Source organism: Rhizobium leguminosarum bv. viciae, from assembly GCF_012276115.1.
GTDB classification, from domain to species: Bacteria; Pseudomonadota; Alphaproteobacteria; order Rhizobiales; family Rhizobiaceae; genus Rhizobium; species Rhizobium leguminosarum_T.
On sequence record NZ_WIEU01000021.1, the window covers coordinates 99,630 to 118,006 of the forward strand.

General features: G+C 60.3%; 18 protein-coding genes. 7 read left to right on the forward strand and 11 right to left on the reverse strand.

Features of this window, described 5'->3' with window-relative positions; translation table 11 throughout:
- Window position 1: 1 nt before the first annotated feature.
- The 5 genes from GFM02_RS27940 to GFM02_RS27965 form a co-directional block, all read right to left on the reverse strand.
- Window positions 2-655 (reverse strand): methionine ABC transporter permease, encoded by a 654-nt coding sequence (locus GFM02_RS27940; RefSeq protein ID WP_168323444.1) that lies wholly within the window; start codon window positions 653-655, stop codon window positions 2-4.
- Window positions 636-1,724 (reverse strand): methionine ABC transporter ATP-binding protein, encoded by a 1,089-nt coding sequence (locus GFM02_RS27945; RefSeq protein ID WP_168323445.1) that lies wholly within the window; start codon window positions 1,722-1,724, stop codon window positions 636-638. The genes GFM02_RS27940 and GFM02_RS27945 overlap by 20 nt, the downstream gene beginning before the upstream one ends.
- A gap of 357 nt (window positions 1,725-2,081) precedes the next feature.
- A complete protein-coding gene (locus GFM02_RS27955; protein WP_168323446.1) occupies window positions 2,082-2,921 on the reverse strand; it encodes a MetQ/NlpA family lipoprotein in 840 nt (279 codons plus the stop codon).
- 244 nt (window positions 2,922-3,165) lie between these two features.
- Entirely contained in the window at window positions 3,166-3,726 is a 561-nt protein-coding gene (gene msuE / locus GFM02_RS27960) for an FMN reductase (RefSeq protein ID WP_168323447.1), read from the reverse strand.
- 207 nt (window positions 3,727-3,933) lie between these two features.
- A complete protein-coding gene (locus tag GFM02_RS27965; protein WP_168323448.1) occupies window positions 3,934-5,136 on the reverse strand; it encodes an MFS transporter in 1,203 nt (400 codons plus the stop codon).
- 358 nt (window positions 5,137-5,494) lie between these two features.
- On the opposite strand from GFM02_RS27965, the gene GFM02_RS27970 reads away from it, so the two are divergent.
- The 5 genes from GFM02_RS27970 (at window position 5,495) to repC (ending at window position 10,257) form a co-directional block, all read left to right on the forward strand.
- Complete coding sequence (locus GFM02_RS27970) at window positions 5,495-5,953, forward strand: helix-turn-helix domain-containing protein (RefSeq protein ID WP_020047617.1); 459 nt, start codon at window positions 5,495-5,497, stop codon at window positions 5,951-5,953.
- Window positions 5,954-6,050: 97 nt separating this feature from the next.
- On the forward strand, window positions 6,051-6,194 hold the full coding sequence (locus GFM02_RS27975) for a hypothetical protein (RefSeq protein WP_205930491.1): 144 nt from the start codon (window positions 6,051-6,053) through the stop codon (window positions 6,192-6,194).
- A gap of 311 nt (window positions 6,195-6,505) precedes the next feature.
- Window positions 6,506-7,720 (forward strand): plasmid partitioning protein RepA, encoded by a 1,215-nt coding sequence (gene repA / locus GFM02_RS27980; RefSeq protein WP_020047615.1) that lies wholly within the window; start codon window positions 6,506-6,508, stop codon window positions 7,718-7,720.
- 42 nt (window positions 7,721-7,762) lie between these two features.
- On the forward strand, window positions 7,763-8,815 hold the full coding sequence (gene repB / locus GFM02_RS27985) for a plasmid partitioning protein RepB (RefSeq protein WP_131665580.1): 1,053 nt from the start codon (window positions 7,763-7,765) through the stop codon (window positions 8,813-8,815).
- Between the two features lie 149 nt (window positions 8,816-8,964).
- Window positions 8,965-10,257: a plasmid replication protein RepC gene (gene repC / locus GFM02_RS27990; protein WP_168323449.1), complete on the forward strand. Its 1,293-nt coding sequence runs from the start codon at window positions 8,965-8,967 to the stop codon at window positions 10,255-10,257.
- 48 nt (window positions 10,258-10,305) lie between these two features.
- On the opposite strand, the gene GFM02_RS27995 is transcribed toward repC, so the two are convergent.
- The 6 genes from GFM02_RS27995 to GFM02_RS28020 all read right to left on the reverse strand — a co-directional run bounded on the left by GFM02_RS27995 (window position 10,306) and on the right by GFM02_RS28020 (window position 15,746).
- Window positions 10,306-11,481, reverse strand: coding sequence for a glycerate kinase family protein (locus tag GFM02_RS27995; RefSeq protein ID WP_168323450.1), 1,176 nt, complete (start codon window positions 11,479-11,481; stop codon window positions 10,306-10,308).
- Window positions 11,482-11,626: 145 nt separating this feature from the next.
- A complete protein-coding gene (locus tag GFM02_RS28000) occupies window positions 11,627-13,105 on the reverse strand; it encodes an SLC13 family permease (protein WP_348643998.1) in 1,479 nt (492 codons plus the stop codon).
- 32 nt (window positions 13,106-13,137) lie between these two features.
- A complete protein-coding gene (locus GFM02_RS28005; protein WP_168323451.1) occupies window positions 13,138-13,509 on the reverse strand; it encodes a hypothetical protein in 372 nt (123 codons plus the stop codon).
- 178 nt (window positions 13,510-13,687) lie between these two features.
- Window positions 13,688-14,404, reverse strand: a complete 717-nt coding sequence (locus GFM02_RS28010; protein WP_168323452.1) for a DUF6065 family protein — start codon at window positions 14,402-14,404, stop codon at window positions 13,688-13,690.
- Between the two features lie 71 nt (window positions 14,405-14,475).
- On the reverse strand, window positions 14,476-15,174 hold the full coding sequence (locus tag GFM02_RS28015; RefSeq protein ID WP_246792420.1) for an anti-sigma factor family protein: 699 nt from the start codon (window positions 15,172-15,174) through the stop codon (window positions 14,476-14,478).
- A 29-nt stretch (window positions 15,175-15,203) separates the two neighbouring features.
- Window positions 15,204-15,746, reverse strand: a complete 543-nt coding sequence (locus tag GFM02_RS28020) for an RNA polymerase sigma factor (RefSeq protein WP_168263084.1) — start codon at window positions 15,744-15,746, stop codon at window positions 15,204-15,206.
- A 119-nt stretch (window positions 15,747-15,865) separates the two neighbouring features.
- Here GFM02_RS28020 and GFM02_RS28025 point away from each other — a divergent pair, with 119 nt between their 5' ends.
- Complete coding sequence (locus GFM02_RS28025; protein ID WP_246792423.1) at window positions 15,866-17,284, forward strand: S8 family serine peptidase; 1,419 nt, start codon at window positions 15,866-15,868, stop codon at window positions 17,282-17,284.
- 293 nt (window positions 17,285-17,577) lie between these two features.
- Entirely contained in the window at window positions 17,578-18,144 is a 567-nt protein-coding gene (locus GFM02_RS28030) for a sugar transferase (protein ID WP_168323459.1), read from the forward strand.
- The last annotated feature ends 233 nt before the right edge of the window (window positions 18,145-18,377 follow it).

Consider the following 18,377-nt stretch of genomic DNA (forward strand, 5'->3'; position numbering starts at 1 on the left):
TTTATCGGTGGTCCAGCTTAGCGACCAGCCGGTCGCCAAGCCACTGGATGCCGCAGACGAGCACGATGAGCACGGCCACCACTGCGACCATCACACTGGTTTCGAAACGCTGATAGCCATAGCGGATGGCGAGGTCGCCGAGGCCGCCGGCGCCGATCGCGCCGGCCATGGCCGAGGCGCCGATCAGCGTTACCAGCGTGACGGTGAAACCGGCGACGATGCCCGGCAGCGCTTCAGGCACCAGCACCTCGCGGATGATCGTCCAGCGATTGCCGCCCATGGCACGCACGGCATCGATCAGCCCGCGGTCGACCTCGCGCAGCGATACTTCGGCGATACGGGCGTAGTAGGGCGTTGCAGCGATGGCGAGCGGCACGATGGCCGCCCAGGTGCCGAGCGCGGTGCCGACGATCAGCCGCGTCAGCGGGATCAGCGCCACCAGCAGTATGATGAAAGGCACTGAGCGAAAGCCGTTGATGACTGCGCCGAGCACGCGATTGATCCAGAGGTTTTCGGCGATGCCGCCGCGCGCCGTCGCAACCAGGGCAAGGCCGAGTGGCAGGCCGGCGACGAGCGAGATCACTCCCGAGGCGAGGGTCATCAGGATCGTCTCCCAAAGGGAGCGAATAAGCAGTTCAAGCATGATCGGTGTCATAACCAAGCACCTCCACCCGGGCGGACCGGGCCGTCAGGAATTGTTCGACCTTTCCGGCAAGCGCGGGGTCGCGCGCGGGAACGGCGATGAAGAACCGCGCCACCGGCTGGTTCTGGATATGGTCGATGCCGCCATGGACGAGGCGGAAGGAATGCGGCAATGCTGCCGAGAGTTCGGCAAATAGCGCGCCCTGCGCCTGTGGCCCGGCGAGATCGACGCTGAGGATCGCTTCGCTGCCCGCCGTCGCCGACAGCCGGCTGGCGATATGCTCAGGAAGCTGCGGGCGGATGCCGCCAAGCAGGCTCCCGGTGATTTCAGCCTGCGGATTGGCGAAGACCGACCAGACCTGTCCTTCCTCGACGATGCGCCCGGCATCGATGACCGCGACGCGATCGGCAATGCCGCGTACCACTTCCATCTCGTGGGTGATGAGCAGAATGGTCAGTCCGAGCTTACGGTTGATGTCCTTCAGCAATGCCAGGATCGACCGGGTGGTTTCCGGATCGAGCGCCGATGTCGCCTCGTCGGACAACAGCAGTGCGGGGCGTGCCGCCAGCGCCCGGGCGATGCCGACGCGTTGTTTCTGGCCGCCGGATAGCGATGCGGGATAAGCCTTCGCCTTGTCTGCAAGGCCGACGAGTTCGAGCAACTCATTCGCCCGTTTCAGGCGCTCGCTCTTTGCAAGACCCTCGATCTTCAGAGGTAGGCCGACGTTTTCCTCGACTGTTTTGGCAGAAAGCAGATTGAAATGCTGGAAGATCATGCCGATGCGGCGGCGCAGCGGCTGCAATTCCTGTTCTGAAAGTCCGGTGATGTCTCGGCCTTCGATAAGGATCTCGCCGCTATCGGCGCGCTCCAGGCCGTTCAGGCAGCGGATCAGCGTCGATTTGCCGGCGCCGCTGCGGCCGATGATGCCGAGAATCTCGCCTCTCTTCACCGTCAGCGAAATACCGTCGAGGGCTGCAGTGGCTCCGAACCGCCGTTTCACGTCGGCCAGTCTCACCACCTCTTCGGAAGCCGCGGCTTGCGACTGTGCCTCGATCGCCGTGGTGGAAACAAGGGAATTCATGTGTTTTTCCTTACAAATACTGAAGGCGGTCCGGGCAGAGAACGCCCGGACCGCTTCTCGGCAGGCCTTAGAGCCTTTCCGGGTTAGATTGCAGCATTCTGTTGGCTCAAACGGAGTCGGATGGTCGACCGGCCGGCGCGCGTCGTAGCCAAGCTCTACGGCCAAGCCGGCCGGTCGATCAGCCGGCCCGTTTCAGCCAACCCGAAGGGCCGGGCATCTTTCCGCCAGGGCAAAGGCGATCGGTTCGGACGTACCAAGGGGTATGCCCTTCGCCAATCGCCTTTGCCCTGACGAAAACCTGCTCCGGCAGAATGCTTCAATCTAACCCGGAAAGGCTAACCCCAGCCCTGCCTCTGATCAATAGGCGCTGAGACCGGTGCCCTTGTAGACCTTGTCGAATTCGGCCTTGACGGTGTCGTTCTGATAAGAAGACACAAGCGTCTTGACCCATTCGGCATCCTTGTTGTCGTCCTTGACGGCGATGAAGTTACGGTATGGATTATCAGTGATCGGCTCCTGGGCAATGCGTTCGGCCGGCGAAAGACCGCTCTTCAGCGCCCAGTCGGTGTTGACGATGCCGGCATCCAGATCGTCGATCGAACGGCCGACGATGCCGGCGTCGAGTTCCTTGATCTCGATCTTCTTCGGATTGTCGGTGACGTCGGCGACGGTCGCGAGAATACCGGTGCCTTCCTTCAGTTTGATCAGTCCTTCGCTCTGGAGAACGCGCAACGCACGGCCTTCGTTCGAGGGATCGTTCGGCACGCCGATGACGGCACCTTCCGGGATCTCTGCGACGGACTTGTATTTCTTGGTGTAAAGGCCGATCGGCCAGACCCCGGTATAACCGACGCGAACGATGTGATAGCCGTGCTGCTGGATCTGGTTGTCGAGATAGGGCTGGTGCTGGAAGGCGTTGGCATCGATTTCGCCGCGCTCCAGCGCTTCATTCGGCTGGGTGTAGTCGTTGAAGATGACGGTTTCGATCTTGAGACCCTTCTTGCCCGCTTCGCTCGCGACCACGCGCCAGATGTCCTCCTCCTCGCCGGCCATGATGCCGACCTTGATCGATTTGTCCTCGGCATGGGAAGGAGCGGGTGCTGCAAAGGAAAAGGCTGCGGCCGCCGAAATGGCGACGGCGGCAAGAGCCGCACGGCGCGAAAGGTGGAAGCCGTGAAGATTTTTGTTCTTGGTCATTGTATATCCCGTCTGACTGAATGAGGCCGAACGCCCCGAGCAGACCGATCATGGCAAATGCGCGGATCGGGAGCGAAGCACGAATGTCTGATGTGGAGGAAGGGCCGGAAAAACTCTTGCCCTGCCATCGATATCGGCAGGATAAATTTCCACCAAATTTATGGATTAATTGCGGCTTGAGAGCATGCTCCAAAACTGAAAACGGCGCCTCCTCGGTGCCGTCTCAAGCTCATTCCGGCATTCCTCATTCGGCAGCAATTAGGGCGTGATTTCGCACAGGAAAGAACGCCTCGAGCTCGCCGATGACCTCGCCGATCCGCTTGGAAAGCGGATCGGATGAGACACGGTAATCGGTGAAGTCGCGGTCGGACGCGTAAACCGCGGTCGGCAGCGTGTGCGACATGAAAAAACCGAAGAGCGGGCGGAGCTGGTGCTCGACCATCAGCGCATGGCGGTCGCCGCCGCCGGTCGCGGTGATGATGATCGGCTTGGCGCGCAGCTCATGCGGGTCGATAAAGTCGATCAGATGCTTGAAGAGGCCGGGATAGCTGCCCTTGTAAGTCGGCGCTCCGATGACCAGCACATCGGCATTGACGATGTCGTCGATGACTTCCCTGGCACGGCTGTCGAGGTCGTCACGGCGCAGCGCCTGGCCAAGCGAGGGGCCGACATCGGTCAGATCGTAGATGGTGTTGTCGAAGCCGTATTTCTCGGCGGCGAGACCAGCAACGTTTTCAACAAGCGCAAAGGTCTTCGACGGGCGGTTGAAACTACCCGCAAGGCCGACCAGTTTGGGAGCAGACATGCCATTTCCTTCCAATATCGTGCCGGGACCGACGTCATTATTGGACGAATATTATCTATAAAAATAGTGGATTAAAGGAATGGTGATCCCTCTTCCCCATAGGAGGAGAAAAATACGTTCGGGCCTGTGGGCGACGGCAACGTGCGAAATCGAGCCGGAGTGTCGGTGACATTCCGGCTCTATCGATTGTCCGTAAGCGATGTCGTCTCACACGGATTTCTGCTTGGGAATACGCGGCAGGAAGACCGTCAGGAGACCGAGCAGCGGCAAATAGGAGCAGATGCGGTAGACGAAATCGATGCCATGGGTATCGGCGAAATCGCCGAGCAGCGCGGCGCCAAGCCCCCCTGCCCCGAATGCGAAGCCGAAGAAGACCCCGGCAATCAGCCCGACGCGCCCGGGCACCAGTTCCTGCGCGAAGACGACGATTGCCGAGAAGGCCGAAGCGAAGATCAGGCCGATGACGATGCTGAGTATACCCGTCCAGAAAAGGTTCGCATAGGGAAGCAGGAGCGCGAAGGGAATGACGCCGAGGATCGAGAACCAGATGACGAAACGGGCACCGAAGCGGTCACCGATCGGCCCGCCGAGGAAAGTGCCGACGGCGACCGAGCCGAGGAACAGGAAGAGCATTAGCTGTGCCTGCTGAACGCTGAGCTCGAACCTGTCGATGACATAGAAGGTGAAGTAGCTCGATACGCTCGCCATGTAGACATTCTTCGTTGCTGTCAGCAGCACGAGAATCAGCAGCGCCCAGACGACCCGGTTCTGCGGCAGCGGCAGGGTCCGGCTTATTGCCGGCTTACTGGCATTCTGGCGCCTGTGGCTGATGTACCAGTTGCCGACCCAACTCAGCACGACCATGCCGACCATGGCGATGGCGGCGAACCAGGAGACGCTGTGCTGGCCGAGCGGCAGCACGATGAAGGCGGCAAGCAGCGGACCGATCGCCTGGCCGGCATTGCCACCGACCTGGAAGAAGGATTGCGCGAAACCGTGGCGACCGCCGGAGGCAAGACGGGCAACGCGCGAAGATTCCGGATGGAAGACCGCCGAGCCGAAGCCGATTAAGCTAGCGGCAACCAGCAGCAGTTCGAAGCTGCCGGCGTTGCCGAGCAGAATGAGGCCGCAAAAGGTACTCGCCATACCAACCGGCAGCGAATAGGGCATCGGCCAGCGGTCGGTGACGATGCCGACCAGCGGCTGCAGCAGCGAAGCCGTGACCTGGAAAGTCATGGTGAGGAGACCGATCTGCACAAAATCGAGATCGTAATTCGCCTTGAACAGCGGATAAAGCGAGGCGAGCAGCGACTGCATGATGTCGTTCAGCATATGGCAGAAGCTGACCGCCACGAGGATGGACATCGTTGTTTTTTCGAAACGGGGCGCGCGCTCGGCAACGGTTGCCATCAATACTTCTCCTGCACAGACACGGCCGGTGCCGTGCGACGTCGCTTTTGTTCGATGGATTTTCGGGCGATCGGGGCTGGGAACACTCTCGTGCGACGGTCGCTGAAGAGCATTTAGCGTAAGCCGGGACGCAATTACAGCCCAGTTTTATCCGTATTGGTACGGCTTTTCTTCGATTTGCGCTTCCGTCGAGTGATTTCTGCGTGATTTCACGACTTTCTGGACGGGGGCTTTCATATCACAGTCAGTCGCGATCGTCGCATATCCACTATGCTATATGAAAACAACCATGGAAAAGCCATGCAGGGGATACTACAGCTGCGCCGATTGAAAATGCGATCGAGGCTGAAAACACGCGATGAATGTCAAGACAGCGAATGCAATAGACAGCTATGTCGGAGCGCGCATCAGAATGCGCCGGCAGTTGCTCGGGATGAGCCAGGAACGGCTTGCCGAGCAGATCGGCGTGACCTTTCAGCAGGTTCAAAAATACGAGAAGGGCATCAACCGCATCGGCGCGAGCCGGCTGCAGCGGATCGCCGAGGTGCTGCACACGTCGCCGAGCTTCTTCTTCGAACAGGAGAATTCCGAGCCGTTGACGCTGCAAGGGCTGGATCTATCCGCGAATATGGATCCGGTCGCCGAATTCCTGCGAACGAAAGAGGGATTGGTGCTCAATCGCGCCTTTCTAAAGATCGCCGACAGCAATATCCGCGAAACGGTCATCGCGCTGGTGAAGGCGATGGCGCAGGCGGAAAGTCGCGGTCTGACATCGGGAGCCTCCGCAGCGGATATCACCCTTCCGCTCGGAGAATAGGCGGGTATCGCAGCGTTTCGCCTGGCGAGCCGACCGGACAATCAGTGGCATTTCCCGAAAGGGCCTGCTTGCGATTTGGCATTTGCTGGATCGCTATATGAGGGACGGCGCCGAGCTCGGCGCTGAATTCTCCGCCTATCGCCTGGATCTTGCGCTGGGCGCTCTGCAGCAGGACCTCGACAGAAGCGCCGTGCCCCTCCCCCAGGCAGATATCAAGACGGTTCTTCGCCACGCGGCCTGAACAGCCACTGACTGTCCAGGTGCTTTTGCCCATTGCGGGCGTACTTCAAAGAGCTGTGCACGCTCGATATCTCGATTCCGACGTATCCGATCGGCTATGATGCCGGTTGTGCGGCCTTCCGATTCGGCCGGCGAATGCGCGATTGCTGATCCGACTGCGGCACCGGGCGGCACGTTCAAGCCTTTGAAAAAGATTGGACAACCTCGCGGTAGGGTCTTGTTAACCCTATTTGCCTTGCCACCCCTCCAGAATCGGCGCTAAATGCGGTTTCACAGCACGTAGGGCTTTTAAATCGCATTTTCGAGATTTCCATGAATATGGCACCGCAGATAGAAAAAGCAATTTCCGATGTCGACCAGCTGATTATTGGTCAGGCGCAGGAACTGTCCGACAAGCTGAAGCAGCATCGGCTCGAGATGTTTCCGCCGCGTGCATTGAAGGGTTTGAGGGAATTTCAGCTTGCCGAGGCGGCGCGTTTCCTCGGCGTCACCAGCGGCTATCTTCGCAACCTGTCGCTGGAAGGCAAAGGCGCCCTTCCCCAGGTCACGCCGTCGGGCCGTCGATCCTATACGGCGGAGCAAATGGAAGAGATGCGCAGCTTCCTGGAGCACAATGCCCGCGCCGGAACGCATTATATGCGTCATCGCCGCGGCAACGAACATCTGCAGGTCGTTGCAGTCGTCAACTTCAAAGGTGGTAGCGGCAAGACGACGAGTGCAGCACACCTTGCCCAGCATCTTGCCCTGACGGGTCACCGTGTCCTTGCCGTCGACCTCGATCCGCAGGCCTCTCTCTCCGCCATTCACGGTTTTCAGCCGGAGTTCGACGTCAACGAAAATGAGACGCTCTACGCCGCGATTCGTTATGACGATCAGCGGCGTCCGCTGAGAGAGATCATCCGTCCGACGAATTTCCCGAACCTTCATCTGGTGCCGGGCAATCTCGAGCTGATGGAATTCGAGCACGATACGCCGCGCGTCCTTGCTCAGGGCAAGGCGGGTGACTATGGACGTGTCTTCTTCGCGCGGCTGGACGAGGCGCTGTCCTCAGTCGCCGACGATTACGACGTGGTCATCATAGACTGCCCTCCCCAGCTTGGCTTTTTGACCATGAGCGCCATTTGCGGCGCAACGGCAGTTCTGATCACCGTTCATCCTCAGATGCTCGACGTCATGTCGATGTGCCAATTCCTGCAGATGCTCGGCGAGGTGCTCAACACACTGAAAGGCGCCGGCGGCAACATGAACCTCGACTGGCTGCGTTATCTCGTCACCCGCTACGATCCGCAGGACGGGCCGCAGACGCAAATGGTCGCCTTCATGCGTTCGATGTTCAAGAACCACGTGCTTACCAATCCGATGTTGCGCAGCGTCGCCATCTCCGATGCGGCGATGACCAATCAGACGCTTTACGAAGTCGAGCGGAACCAGTTTACCCGCGCGACCTATGACCGCGCCATGGAGGCGATGGATGCCGTCAACACCGAGATCGCCGATCTCATCCACAAGGCTTGGGGGCGGAAATGACCGAGAAGTTTACTGCGGTAAACTGGGACGAGGAGCTGGCTGATGGCGCGTAAGAATCTCCTTTCGGGTCTGATGGACGATTCCAAGAAGTTTACTGCGGTAAACAATGAGGACGAACCGCTCCACAGGGACGAGAAGCAGCAGATCACCTATAAGGGGATCGGCGCTCTCGGCGCCGTGACGCGCAGTATCGATGCGCTGGCTGCCAAGGCCGATGCGGCCAAAGCGATCGAGGAAAAGCTGGCGACCGGTGAGACGGTGATTGATCTCGACCCTGCCCTGATCGAAGATTCCTTCGTGACGGACCGGCTGGCGCATACCGACGAACAGTTTCGCGAATTGGTCGAGGCGATCCGGCTGCGCGGTCAGGATTCACCGATCCTCGTCCGGCCGCATCCTGAGAAGGACGGCCGATATCAGATCGCCTTCGGCCACCGTCGCGCGCGGGCCGCCAAGGAACTCGGCCGACCTGTCCGGGCCGTGGTCAAGAAACTCGACGACCGCGACCATGTCATTGCGCAGGGCCAGGAGAATTCGGCACGCGCCGATCTCTCCTTCATCGAGAGGACCATGTTTGCCGACAAGCTCGACACGTTGGGCTTCGACAGGGAAACGATCATGTCCGCGCTCAGCGCCGACAAGACGACGGTTTCCAAGATGCTGTCCGTCACCAAGCGGATCCCAGCCGAAGTCCTGACCGCGATCGGTGCGGCCAAGACCACCGGCCGTGATCGGTGGCACGATCTGTCAGTGAAATTCGAAACCGAAAACATTGGCGCACGAGCGATCGAGTTCACCAGATCGGGGGAATTCGGGACGGCGGAGCCGGATGCCCGCTTCGATATGCTGGTTGCCTTCATCAGCAGGAGGCAACAACAGGCCTCATCCATAGCGGCGATTCAGCCCGCCGCTCACGCCTGGCAGCGCAAGGACGGCGCGGTCAAGGCGAAGATCAAGGATGACGGGAAACAGTTCACCATCGCGCTGAAGGCGGAGAAGGCGTCTGCCTTTGGAGCCTACATCGCCAGCAATCTGGATCGTCTCTACGAGGCGTTCGAGAAGACGCAGGATTTGACCAAGAACGGAGATCAATAAGCAAAAGAAAAGGCCCCCGAACGTTGCCGTCGCGGAAGCCCTCTCTGATCTAGACACCCAGAGAATCACATTTCCGCGAATCATAGTCAAGAGTCTTTGGCACCGAATTTGGTGAGCCGCGATCTTTTGCCTTGAAGAAGGCGAAGAAAATGGAAAGCGGACATGTGACGACGCCCTTCGGGCGGCGGCCGATGACGCTTGGCATGTTAGCAAGCCAGGCGGCTGCTCGAGAAATCGAACCCGGCCAATCTATCGACAAGTGGAAACTCTATCGTGCCCTGTGCGAGGCCAAGCCGCTGCTCGGCATCACCGACCGGGCGCTCGCTATCCTGAACGCCTTGCTGAGCTTTTATCCCAAGGGAGAGCTCTCTGAGGAAAACGGGCTCGTGGTGTTCCCTTCCAATGCACAGCTCTCGCTACGTGCGCATGGAATGGCGGAGCAGACGATCCGTCGCCACCTGGCGGCCCTGATCGAGGCCGGGCTGCTGATCCGCAAGGACAGCCCGAACGGCAAGCGCTACGCCCGCAAGGAGCATGGCGGGGAGATTCGCGAGGCATTCGGTTTTTCGCTGGCGCCGCTGCTGGTGCGCGCTGAGGAAATCGAGCGGTTGGCGGCGGAGGTGGTTGCGGAGCGGTTGCACCTGCAGCGGCTCAGAGAACGCCTGACGCTCTGCCGGCGCGATGTCGCCAAGCTCATCGAGATGGCATTGGAGGAGGGCGCCGCGGGCGATTGGAGCCGGATTCATCTGCATTTTCGTGAGATCGTCGGGCGGCTGCCAAGGTCGCCTTCCGCCGAACAGGTCGCAGCCGCCCTCGACGAATTGGAGATGCTGCGCGAAGAAATCATCAATCAGTTGGAAATGCAGGTTAAAACTCAAAATCAAAGCGGCAATGCCCAACATTATGAGCGGCACATACAGAATTCAAATCCACACTCCATTACTGAACTTGAACCAGCTTCCGAAAAGAAGCAGGGCGCAACGGTGGACGATCGATCGGCGGGTCGAGCCGAACCGACAGTCCGAATACAGAAAGATGAAGAGAGGAACGGGCGTGTGCCGGCCGCAAGTTCTGCCCCCGCTGCCAACGCCGCGCTCAAATCCTTCCCACTGGGGCTGGTGCTGCAGGCCTGCCCGGAAATCGCAGCCTATGGACCGCAAGGCTCGGTCGGCACATGGCGCGAGCTGATGGCCGCGGCTGTGGTCGTTCGCTCGATGCTCGGCGTCAGCCCATCGGCCTATGAGCAGGCCTGCGAAATCATGGGACCTGAAAATGCGGCCACCGTCATGGCCTGCGTTCTCGAAAGGGCAGGGCACATCAACTCCGCCGGCGGTTACCTGCGCGACCTGACGCGACGCGCCGAGAAAGGGGAATTCGCCATCGGGCCGATGTTGATGGCCCTTGCCCGCAGCAATTCGCCGATGAGAGCGAAGACGGGATGAAATGGTGCTTGCAGAAGCTAACTTTGTCCCCTTTACCCTTGCTCAAGGTCATGCAACATGGCGCCATCGTGCTCCAAGCTTCATGCCCACCATGACCATGCGGACTGCATCCTCTGCCGCTCGGGAGAGTAGTTTCGGGGCGCTGAAGATGGCGTCTTCCAGCGAGCAGGGTCTGCTCAGTATCGACGCAAAGGCATCAATGCCATGCTCGAAATTAAGGCGTACGCCTTTACCGATGGTGCCGGCGAGTGCGATGACGGGCACTCCGGCAATTTTTGCCCGTGCAGCCACTTCGGCAGGCACCTTTCCATATGGGGTTTGCCCGTCAAGGCTGCCCTCCGCGGTGATGACCAAATCAGCCTGCGCGATAAACCGGTCGAGCTCCAGATACTGCATGACGATGTCGTAACGCGGATGCAATCTGCCGCCGAGGAGGCCGAGTATCGCGGCTCCAAGTCCGCCGGAGGCGCCGGACCCGGGCGCCATGCCGACATCGATGCCGGTCGTGCACCGAATCGCCGTGGCATACGTCTCCATGGCGGCAGCGAGCAGTTCCACCTGCATCGGCGTTGCGCCCTTCTGCGGCCCGAAAATGCGCGCAACTCCGCGTTCACCGAGGAGGACATTGTGCCAGTTGACGGCAGCATCGATGCGCACGCCTTCAAGACGAGGATCTCGGCCGCTCATATCAATGGCGGCGAGGCGGGAAAGAGCTGCGCCGCCGTGGGGCAGGCGATTGCCGTCCTGGTCGAGGAGACGGATGCCGAGCGCTTCGGCCATGCCGGCGCCGCCATCGTTGATGCCGCTATCGCCACAGCCGAGAAGGACGCGGCGTGCACCTCGGTCGAGCGCGGCACGCACCAGTTCGCCAACGCCATAACTCGTCGTCACGCAGGGATTGCGCTGGTCGCGCGGTACGAGGCTGAGCCCGGCGGCCGCAGCCATCTCGATGACGGCGGTCGGCTCGTCGCTGCCGCCGAGGAAGCCGAAATGCGCCTCGACTGGGTCGTTGACCGGGCCGCTCACCGTCAGCTGGTGAAGCGTACCGCCGGTCGCCTTGATGAGCGCCTTGGTGAAACCCTCGCCGCCATCGACCATAGGCGTTTTGATGACGGTAAGGCTGGGAAAGGCGCGCAGAACGCCACTTTCGATGCAATCCGCCGCCTGATCTGCCGACAGACTTTCCTTGAAACCGGAGGGCGCGACGAGAACCGTGAACGACATGGAATGTTCCTTTCTACTATGACAATGATGTGACAGGGGAGGAACGGGACAGCCCCGAGGCTATTCCAGCATCATAAAAATAAATTAGCCGACTAAATAAAAAGACCGCACGCAGCGGTCTTTCCCTTTTGTCTATCCGTACTGTTCAGTACAGAGGCAGGCCCTGCAGCGGCCAGACGAGTGTGGCGAAGACGGCCAGTAGCACGACGAAGGGCACGATCAGCCAACCGGCGAGCCGGAACAGGTCGGCCTGTCCGAAGGGGGGCGGATCCATCGCGCCGAATAGCGCTACCGGTTTAGCGGAGACCATCAGCGTTTGGCAAAAGCCGCTCGCCAACGTAACGACCATGACGAGATTGAGCGGGTCAACACCGAGGGCTGCGACCGGCAGGGCAAGCGCAGGTATGAGAATGGTTGCCCGCGCCGTGCGCGAGGTGATGACGAGGTGGGAAAGTGTCGCGACTACGGCAGCGAAAAAGACCAGGGGTGCGGGCGATGCCGCGATGCTGTTTCCGGCAAGGTCGACCATCCGCTCGGCCAGCACTTTGGCGGTGCCGGTCTCCAACAGCGCCTCGCCGATGACGAGCGTGCCGGCGAGGAAGAGCAGGAGGTTCCATTCCACGCTCTTGAGCGCCGCCTTCAGCGGTAGGCCGGAGACCTTTTGGTTCGCCAACAGCAGGGCAGCGGCGATGCCGATGAGCGGCATGCCGATGCCGTGCATGGGCTGCGCTGCAAAGAGCAGGATCATCGCGCCGGTCACGGCGAGCACGGTCCATTGCTGGCGTGTCAAAGGGGTCGGGGCCTCGTCGGCGTCGCGCTCGGCGATCGCTATCGCTCGCTCCTCGCGGGTAAGAAAAAGACGCAGCAGCACGGCGCAGGCGAGCAGCGAGCATAGCAGCGAAAAGGGTCCGGCAAGCGCGATCCAGCCCAGGAAATCGGGCCCTTTCTCCTGCAGGCGCTCCATCATCCCGGCCGCGACAAGGTGGGCACCAGCGCCGATCAGCGAAGCGCCGGCGGAGAGCAGGATGACCGAGGGAAAGAGCAGCGCGAGCGCCCGGTTGACCCGCGTATTGCCGATCGCGGTGGCGAGACCAAGATAGACCGGTGCCAGCATGGCGGCGCGCGCCGAGGTCGAGGGGATGATGAAGGCGGTGGCGAAGATCAAGAGCGTCAGCGCCCAGAACAAGCCTCGCACGGTGGCGAACCGGGCGAGCAGCCGACGGATAATTTGTTCGATTACGCCGACCTGACGCAGCACGCCGGCCACAACGAAGGCCGCCAGCATCAGCCAAACAATATCATTGCCGAGCGAGCGGTAAAGCACATCCTCGTCAATCGCGCCGACGACCGGCAGAACAGCGGCGGCGGCGAGCGCCACGGGCGTGTCCGGCAGGTCGAGGATGGTCCAGGCTGTGATCGTTGCGACGAAGACGGCGAGTGTCAGCCGCATCCTCAGGGTGAGGTCGTCGATCGCCAGGAAGATCAGCACGGCGCTGAAGGCGAGCACGATCGCCGCGACGATCTGCTTGACGCGGGCAAGCGGCACGGTGCGCTCGGCTGCCGTAGAGGGTTCCCCGCGCCGGTTGGCGTGGGGGTCCAGAGGGGCGATTGCATATAGGGCCACGATCGCCCTCCTTTCGGGTTTCAGACTGAGCCTCAGTCGTCGTCGGAGGACGAATTTGACGAAGAATTGGAGGAAGAATTCGAGTTCGAATTGCTCGAAGAGTTGGATGAACTGTTCGAGTAGGAGTTGCTCGACGAGTTGGAGCTGCTGTTTGAGCTCGAATTGGAATTGGAATTCGAGTTGGAATTCCGGGAGGAGTTCGACGAACTGTTGGAATTGCGGTTCGAGCTCCAGCTGCTGCGCCGGTCATCGTCCCGGTCGCGGTTATAGCGGGCGTGGCTCGCCTTGTTGCTTTGCGTCATCTTCTGCAAAAGGCGTGTGACCGGGTCATCGGCGAGGGCGGGCGCGGGTGCCGCGGCACCGACCACCAGGAACGCGCTCAGGATTGCGACGAACTTCTTCATGACGTTTCTCCTTTGAGTGACAGCCTCCTTGGCTGCGAGGGAGAAACGGCGGTGAGCGATGGTTATTCCTCAAAAAACTAAAATATTTTCAATAGGATAATTTGAATCTGCAACACACGCGGAAGCACCGCCGCTGCGATGGGCAGCGACGGCGAACCGGAAAATCCGTGTCAAAAAACTATCGCTGCGCGCGGGCGAAGCGGCGGTACCAGCCGTCCGATGCGAGTGTCTTGCGCAGGATCGTCTTACGAACGGTGCCTTCCTCCGGGTTTTCCGTGCGGATGTCGGCGTCGAGGTCGGATGCGTCGCGGAGGAATGGAATGACCTGGACAATCGGTGTGCCGCGCTCCAGCACATGCAGGCCGTCCTCACCGGTGGCGAAGAACGGGAAATGGATTTCCGACTGGTAGGTGTCGGTATCCACGACCCCGGCAACGACCTCGAAGGCGCCGTTCGGTCGATTGAGCGGCGGCACGAACAGGCAGCTCCAGCCGGGCGGCGTGCGGATGGTCCAATAATTGTGGAACTTGCACGGCGGTAACGGCTCGCGCGGATTGCCAGCGACCTGATGGCTGGCATGGTTGCTGATGAGCGTGCGGTCGAAATCCCAACCGCAATCGACCGTTTTGCCATCGTCGGAGATTTCCATGCGTACGCTTGCCGCCAGCCCGATCACCCAGCCCGTCGCCATCGCGTCGAGGAAGGGCATGCAACGCTTCACGGTCAAGCCGCTGTTGTTGGATGAGACATGTGCCTCATCGACGGCAGGCAGCCTGCGGAACCAGTCGGGCAGCGCCGTCTTGGCGCGCACGGGAGCGGGGATAACCCCCTCGTCCTCCTTGCGGCAGAGAAATGTCAATCGGGGCTGCGGTTTATTCAGAAAGGCCATTGTCATCGCTGTTCTCCCATCAATCGATGCGGGAAGAACGGCGCCCGGAAAGACTTATTCCTGATGATGGCAAATATTTATTCGGGGGCCAGAACCTTTCGCTCTTCCTCAGGCGAAAGTGGTGCCCCCGCCTGGATCGAGGCCAGATAGGCGTCGATCGTCTCCTGTGACGAGGCAGGTACGTATCCGTCGGCTTTCGCAGATGTTAGTGCGAGCCGCGTCGCCCAGGCGCCGTTCTGCCGGCAAGCAACGGTGAGCGTGCTGCTTTTCGGCTGCTTCAGCTCATATTCGCGGCAGAGTTCGCCGCGTTCGTCGCGGAATGAGGCGACGACATGCAGCACCGTGTCCGGGAAAGGCAGCGTCACGTCCCGACCAGACACCTCGCGGTCGAGGACAGCGGCGATCTCTGCGCCGGAATTCGATGCAGACGGGTTTATGCGGCCCAGCGCAAAACCGACAATGCCGGTCACGATCGCCACAAGACTTGCCGCCACCGGCACGAGCCAGCGCCGCATCGTCTGCTGCTGTTGTTTTGGACGGAAGGAAACGACGTTATCCTGCGGCGTTTGGCGCCGTGCCTCATCCGCCATCCTGCGGACCGAAGCAAGCAACGCCTCAGGCACCGGCTCGTCGATCAGGGGTTTCAGCGCATCACCCACCAACCGGCGGCTGTCGAGGAAGACGGCGAGGCGTTCGCAGAGCGCCTCGTTGTCAGCAAGCGCCTCTTCCAGCGCGCGGCTTTGCGTCTCGTCCAGTTCGCCATCGGCAAATGCCATCAATGTTTCATCGTCAAAATCTTTCCTGCTCATAGAACGCCGCCTTTCGTATCGGGCGAACGGCTCTCGCCAAAACTTATTCCCGTCAGTTCCATCAGATTTTTCCGTGCGCGGGCAAGCCTGCTCATCACCGTGCCGATCGGGATAGCGAGAACCTCGGCGGCATCGCGGTAACTGAACTCCTCAACGCAGACAAGCACCAGCACTTCCCGCTGTTCGGCCGGCAGCTTTTGGAGGGCGGCGGTCACTTCGAGCAGATCCATGCGCGCAAGCGATGCAGCCTCGCCGGACGGAATCGACACATCGCGCGCATCCTCCAGATCGCCTTGGGGGCCAGCCGTTTTCTGGCGGCGCAGGTGGTCGATCCACAAATTGCGCAGAATGCGGAACATCCAGGCATCGAACCGGCTGCCGGGTACAAAGCTGTCGGCTGCCAGGATAGCGCGCTCACAGGCCATCTGCACAAGGTCGTCTGCCAATTCCCGGGAACGGCACAGCGAGATCGCAAAACGCCTGAGGTTCGGCAGGAAGGCAACCAGCCGTTCGGGTACTGTCTGCGTGTCGTTGGTCATTCCGCTTTTTCGCACGCGAGGGAATAAGCTGTCGAGTCAAACGTATTCTCGGGATAGTTTGATCGAAAGTGGCTTCTCGATCTGAGAAGCCAATCGGAAACTGCCGCAGGAGACCGACCATGCTGCTTACCGTCAAGATTAAGTCATTGCGCCTCCTCGCTGCTGCAACTATCGGCGGGGTACTTACTGTTCTGCCCCTACCGTCGGGTGACGCCGGGTTCACCATTCCCGCTGCGCTTGCCGATGACGATGATGGAGATGACGATGACGGCGGCAGTGGTGGTGGCGACGATAACGGCCGCGGTGGAGACCGCGACAATCCCGCATACCATCGGGGCGGAGGCGGCTTCCATGATCTACGCTCGCTCTTTCGCTGGCCATCTCGCGAGCGTCGTATACCCATGCGCCGCCCAGCCCCAACGCCGGAACAGGCGCCTAACGAGCTCGTCGCGATTGGTCTTGAAGAAGAGGCGATTGCCGGATTGACCCAGGAGGGCTTTGCCGTTGATGATCGCATCCAGGTTTCGCTCATCGGCGGCGAAATGGTGAGGCTCATCGTGCCGGCGGGCATGACGCTCGATTCGGCGCGCGCTGCCGTCGTGGCCCGCAGTGCGACGGCCGTGGTCGATCTCAACCATTTCTACCAGCCGCAATCGGAGAACAAGGCAGGCTGCTCGGGGGAGGGGTGCGCACTCGTCCGCGAGATCGTCGGGTGGCCGACCAGTGAGGTCACCCGATGCGCCAAGCCGCCCCGCATCGGTCTCATCGACACGGCGATCAATATCGATCATATGACCCTGACGAATACGCGGTTGGAGGTCATTCGCCTCAGCGAAGGGGAGGCGACAAAATCGGGCGCGCAGCATGGTACTGCCGTTGCTGCCCTTTTGATCGGTGCATCGGACAGCCGCGTCCCCGGCCTCCTGCCTGGGGCGGAACTCATCGCCGTCGATGCCTTTCAGCGACCCGGAAAATCTGCGGATATCGCCAACATTTACGACCTCGTGCGGGCGCTGGATATGCTCGTTCAGCGCGACGTCAAGGTCGTCAACCTGAGCTTGACCGGCCCGGCGAACGCGGTGCTCGAAAAATCCGTGAAAGCGGCGACCGAAAGCGGGATGATCCTGGTGGCCGCCGCCGGCAATGATGGCCCGAACGCAAAGCCTGTTTACCCTGCGGCCTATGACGACGTGATTGCCGTGACGGCAGTTGACAGGGGGCGCAACCCTTATCGCCGAGCCGTGCGTGGCGATTATATTGACATTGCCGCTCCTGGCGTGGGGGTCTGGACTGCGGCGTCCATCTCCGGCGCCCGACAAAAAACCGGCACATCCTTCGCTGCGCCCTTCATCACGGCGGCGGTCTCGGTGCTGATCGCTGGCGATCCTGATATGTCGCTTGAAAGTCTGGAGGCAAAGATAAGGCAATTTACCGACGACATTGGGAAGCCAGGGAAAGACCCGGTGTTCGGTTGGGGGCTTCTAAACGCAAGCAGGCTTTGTGAAGGCAGCAGCGACATTAAGCCATCGGCGTTGTGATGCCGGCTGCCCGCTTCACGGTCTGCCGACACGAACGATTATGGTTAACAGAGTGTAACGGAAATAAAGGCTGAAATAGTTTCTGGTTGGCGGCTTCTCGCTTTCGGATCAGGGGGTTAGGGCCGAGAAAATTTTGAGAGACGGAAGAGCCCCCGCAGGGGATGATCGACCAAGCCGATCCATGGAAAAAACACTACATCCCTGCAGTTGACGCGAAACGCTTTTTGACGATACGGCAACGCGATAGCGCGAATGGCGGATGGTCGGTCGGTGAGGCGGAAGAACTGCGGAGCATGGGTTTGAAACGGGCGGTGGATTTTTTCTTGGCTTTGATTGCGGCGGCGATCCTGCTTGTTCCAATCCTTGTCGTCGCTCTTTGTGTTCGTCTCACCTCTCCGGGACCGATCCTCTATTGGTCAAAACGTGTCGGCCGTTTCAATCAGATCTTCCTGATGCCCAAATTTCGCAGCATGCGCGTCGACACACCGACAGTTGCCACGCATCTGCTCGAAAATCCGGATCGGTTTCTGACACCCATCGGCTCGTTTCTCCGCAAATCCAGCCTCGACGAACTGCCGCAGCTCTGGTGCATTCTCGAAGGGAAGATGAGTTTCGTCGGCCCGCGCCCGGCACTCTACAATCAGCATGATCTGATAGAGTTGCGGACAGCCCATGGAGTCGACAAGCTCCTGCCCGGATTGACGGGATGGGCGCAGATCAATGGGCGGGACGAATTGCCGATTCCGGAGAAGGTAAAATTCGATGTCGAATATCTCGAACGTCGCTCGTTCGGCTTCGACATAAGCATCCTGTTTATGACGGCCGAGAAGGTAATCCGCCGTAGGGGAATAAGACATTAAGCTACCTACTTCTGATAGATAAAGCGGTGCGGGAGACCTTACTTTCCGATTATTTCAGTTGCGCTCGTTGCAGAAAATGACAAGAAGGTGGTTGTCTGATTGATCCGCGAGACGCTGGTAAGCAATGCCCGAAAATACCCCCACTGAGACGCCGCGCTCAGGATGGTTCTTAATGCCGATGCAAGCGCTCGTCGCCCCTCTGCTGGCGATGCCGCGGGTTGCCAAACGCGCTC

Bases quoted from the DNA above. Each gene is read 5' to 3' on its own strand.
- GFM02_RS27940 (WP_168323444.1), bottom strand. From the start codon at position 655: ATGACACCGATCATGCTTGAACTGCTTATTCGCTCCCTTTGGGAGACG.
- GFM02_RS27945 (WP_168323445.1), bottom strand. From the start codon at position 1,724: ATGAATTCCCTTGTTTCCACCACGGCGATCGAGGCACAGTCGCAAGCC.
- GFM02_RS27955 (WP_168323446.1), bottom strand. From the start codon at position 2,921: ATGACCAAGAACAAAAATCTTCACGGCTTCCACCTTTCGCGCCGTGCG.
- msuE (WP_168323447.1), bottom strand. From the start codon at position 3,726: ATGTCTGCTCCCAAACTGGTCGGCCTTGCGGGTAGTTTCAACCGCCCG.
- GFM02_RS27965 (WP_168323448.1), bottom strand. From the start codon at position 5,136: ATGGCAACCGTTGCCGAGCGCGCGCCCCGTTTCGAAAAAACAACGATG.
- GFM02_RS27970 (WP_020047617.1), top strand. From the start codon at position 5,495: ATGAATGTCAAGACAGCGAATGCAATAGACAGCTATGTCGGAGCGCGC.
- GFM02_RS27975 (WP_205930491.1), top strand. From the start codon at position 6,051: ATGAGGGACGGCGCCGAGCTCGGCGCTGAATTCTCCGCCTATCGCCTG.
- repA (WP_020047615.1), top strand. From the start codon at position 6,506: ATGAATATGGCACCGCAGATAGAAAAAGCAATTTCCGATGTCGACCAG.
- repB (WP_131665580.1), top strand. From the start codon at position 7,763: ATGGCGCGTAAGAATCTCCTTTCGGGTCTGATGGACGATTCCAAGAAG.
- repC (WP_168323449.1), top strand. From the start codon at position 8,965: ATGGAAAGCGGACATGTGACGACGCCCTTCGGGCGGCGGCCGATGACG.
- GFM02_RS27995 (WP_168323450.1), bottom strand. From the start codon at position 11,481: ATGTCGTTCACGGTTCTCGTCGCGCCCTCCGGTTTCAAGGAAAGTCTG.
- GFM02_RS28005 (WP_168323451.1), bottom strand. From the start codon at position 13,509: ATGAAGAAGTTCGTCGCAATCCTGAGCGCGTTCCTGGTGGTCGGTGCC.
- GFM02_RS28010 (WP_168323452.1), bottom strand. From the start codon at position 14,404: ATGACAATGGCCTTTCTGAATAAACCGCAGCCCCGATTGACATTTCTC.
- GFM02_RS28015 (WP_246792420.1), bottom strand. From the start codon at position 15,174: ATGGCATTTGCCGATGGCGAACTGGACGAGACGCAAAGCCGCGCGCTG.
- GFM02_RS28020 (WP_168263084.1), bottom strand. From the start codon at position 15,746: ATGACCAACGACACGCAGACAGTACCCGAACGGCTGGTTGCCTTCCTG.
- GFM02_RS28025 (WP_246792423.1), top strand. From the start codon at position 15,866: ATGCTGCTTACCGTCAAGATTAAGTCATTGCGCCTCCTCGCTGCTGCA.
- GFM02_RS28030 (WP_168323459.1), top strand. From the start codon at position 17,578: ATGGGTTTGAAACGGGCGGTGGATTTTTTCTTGGCTTTGATTGCGGCG.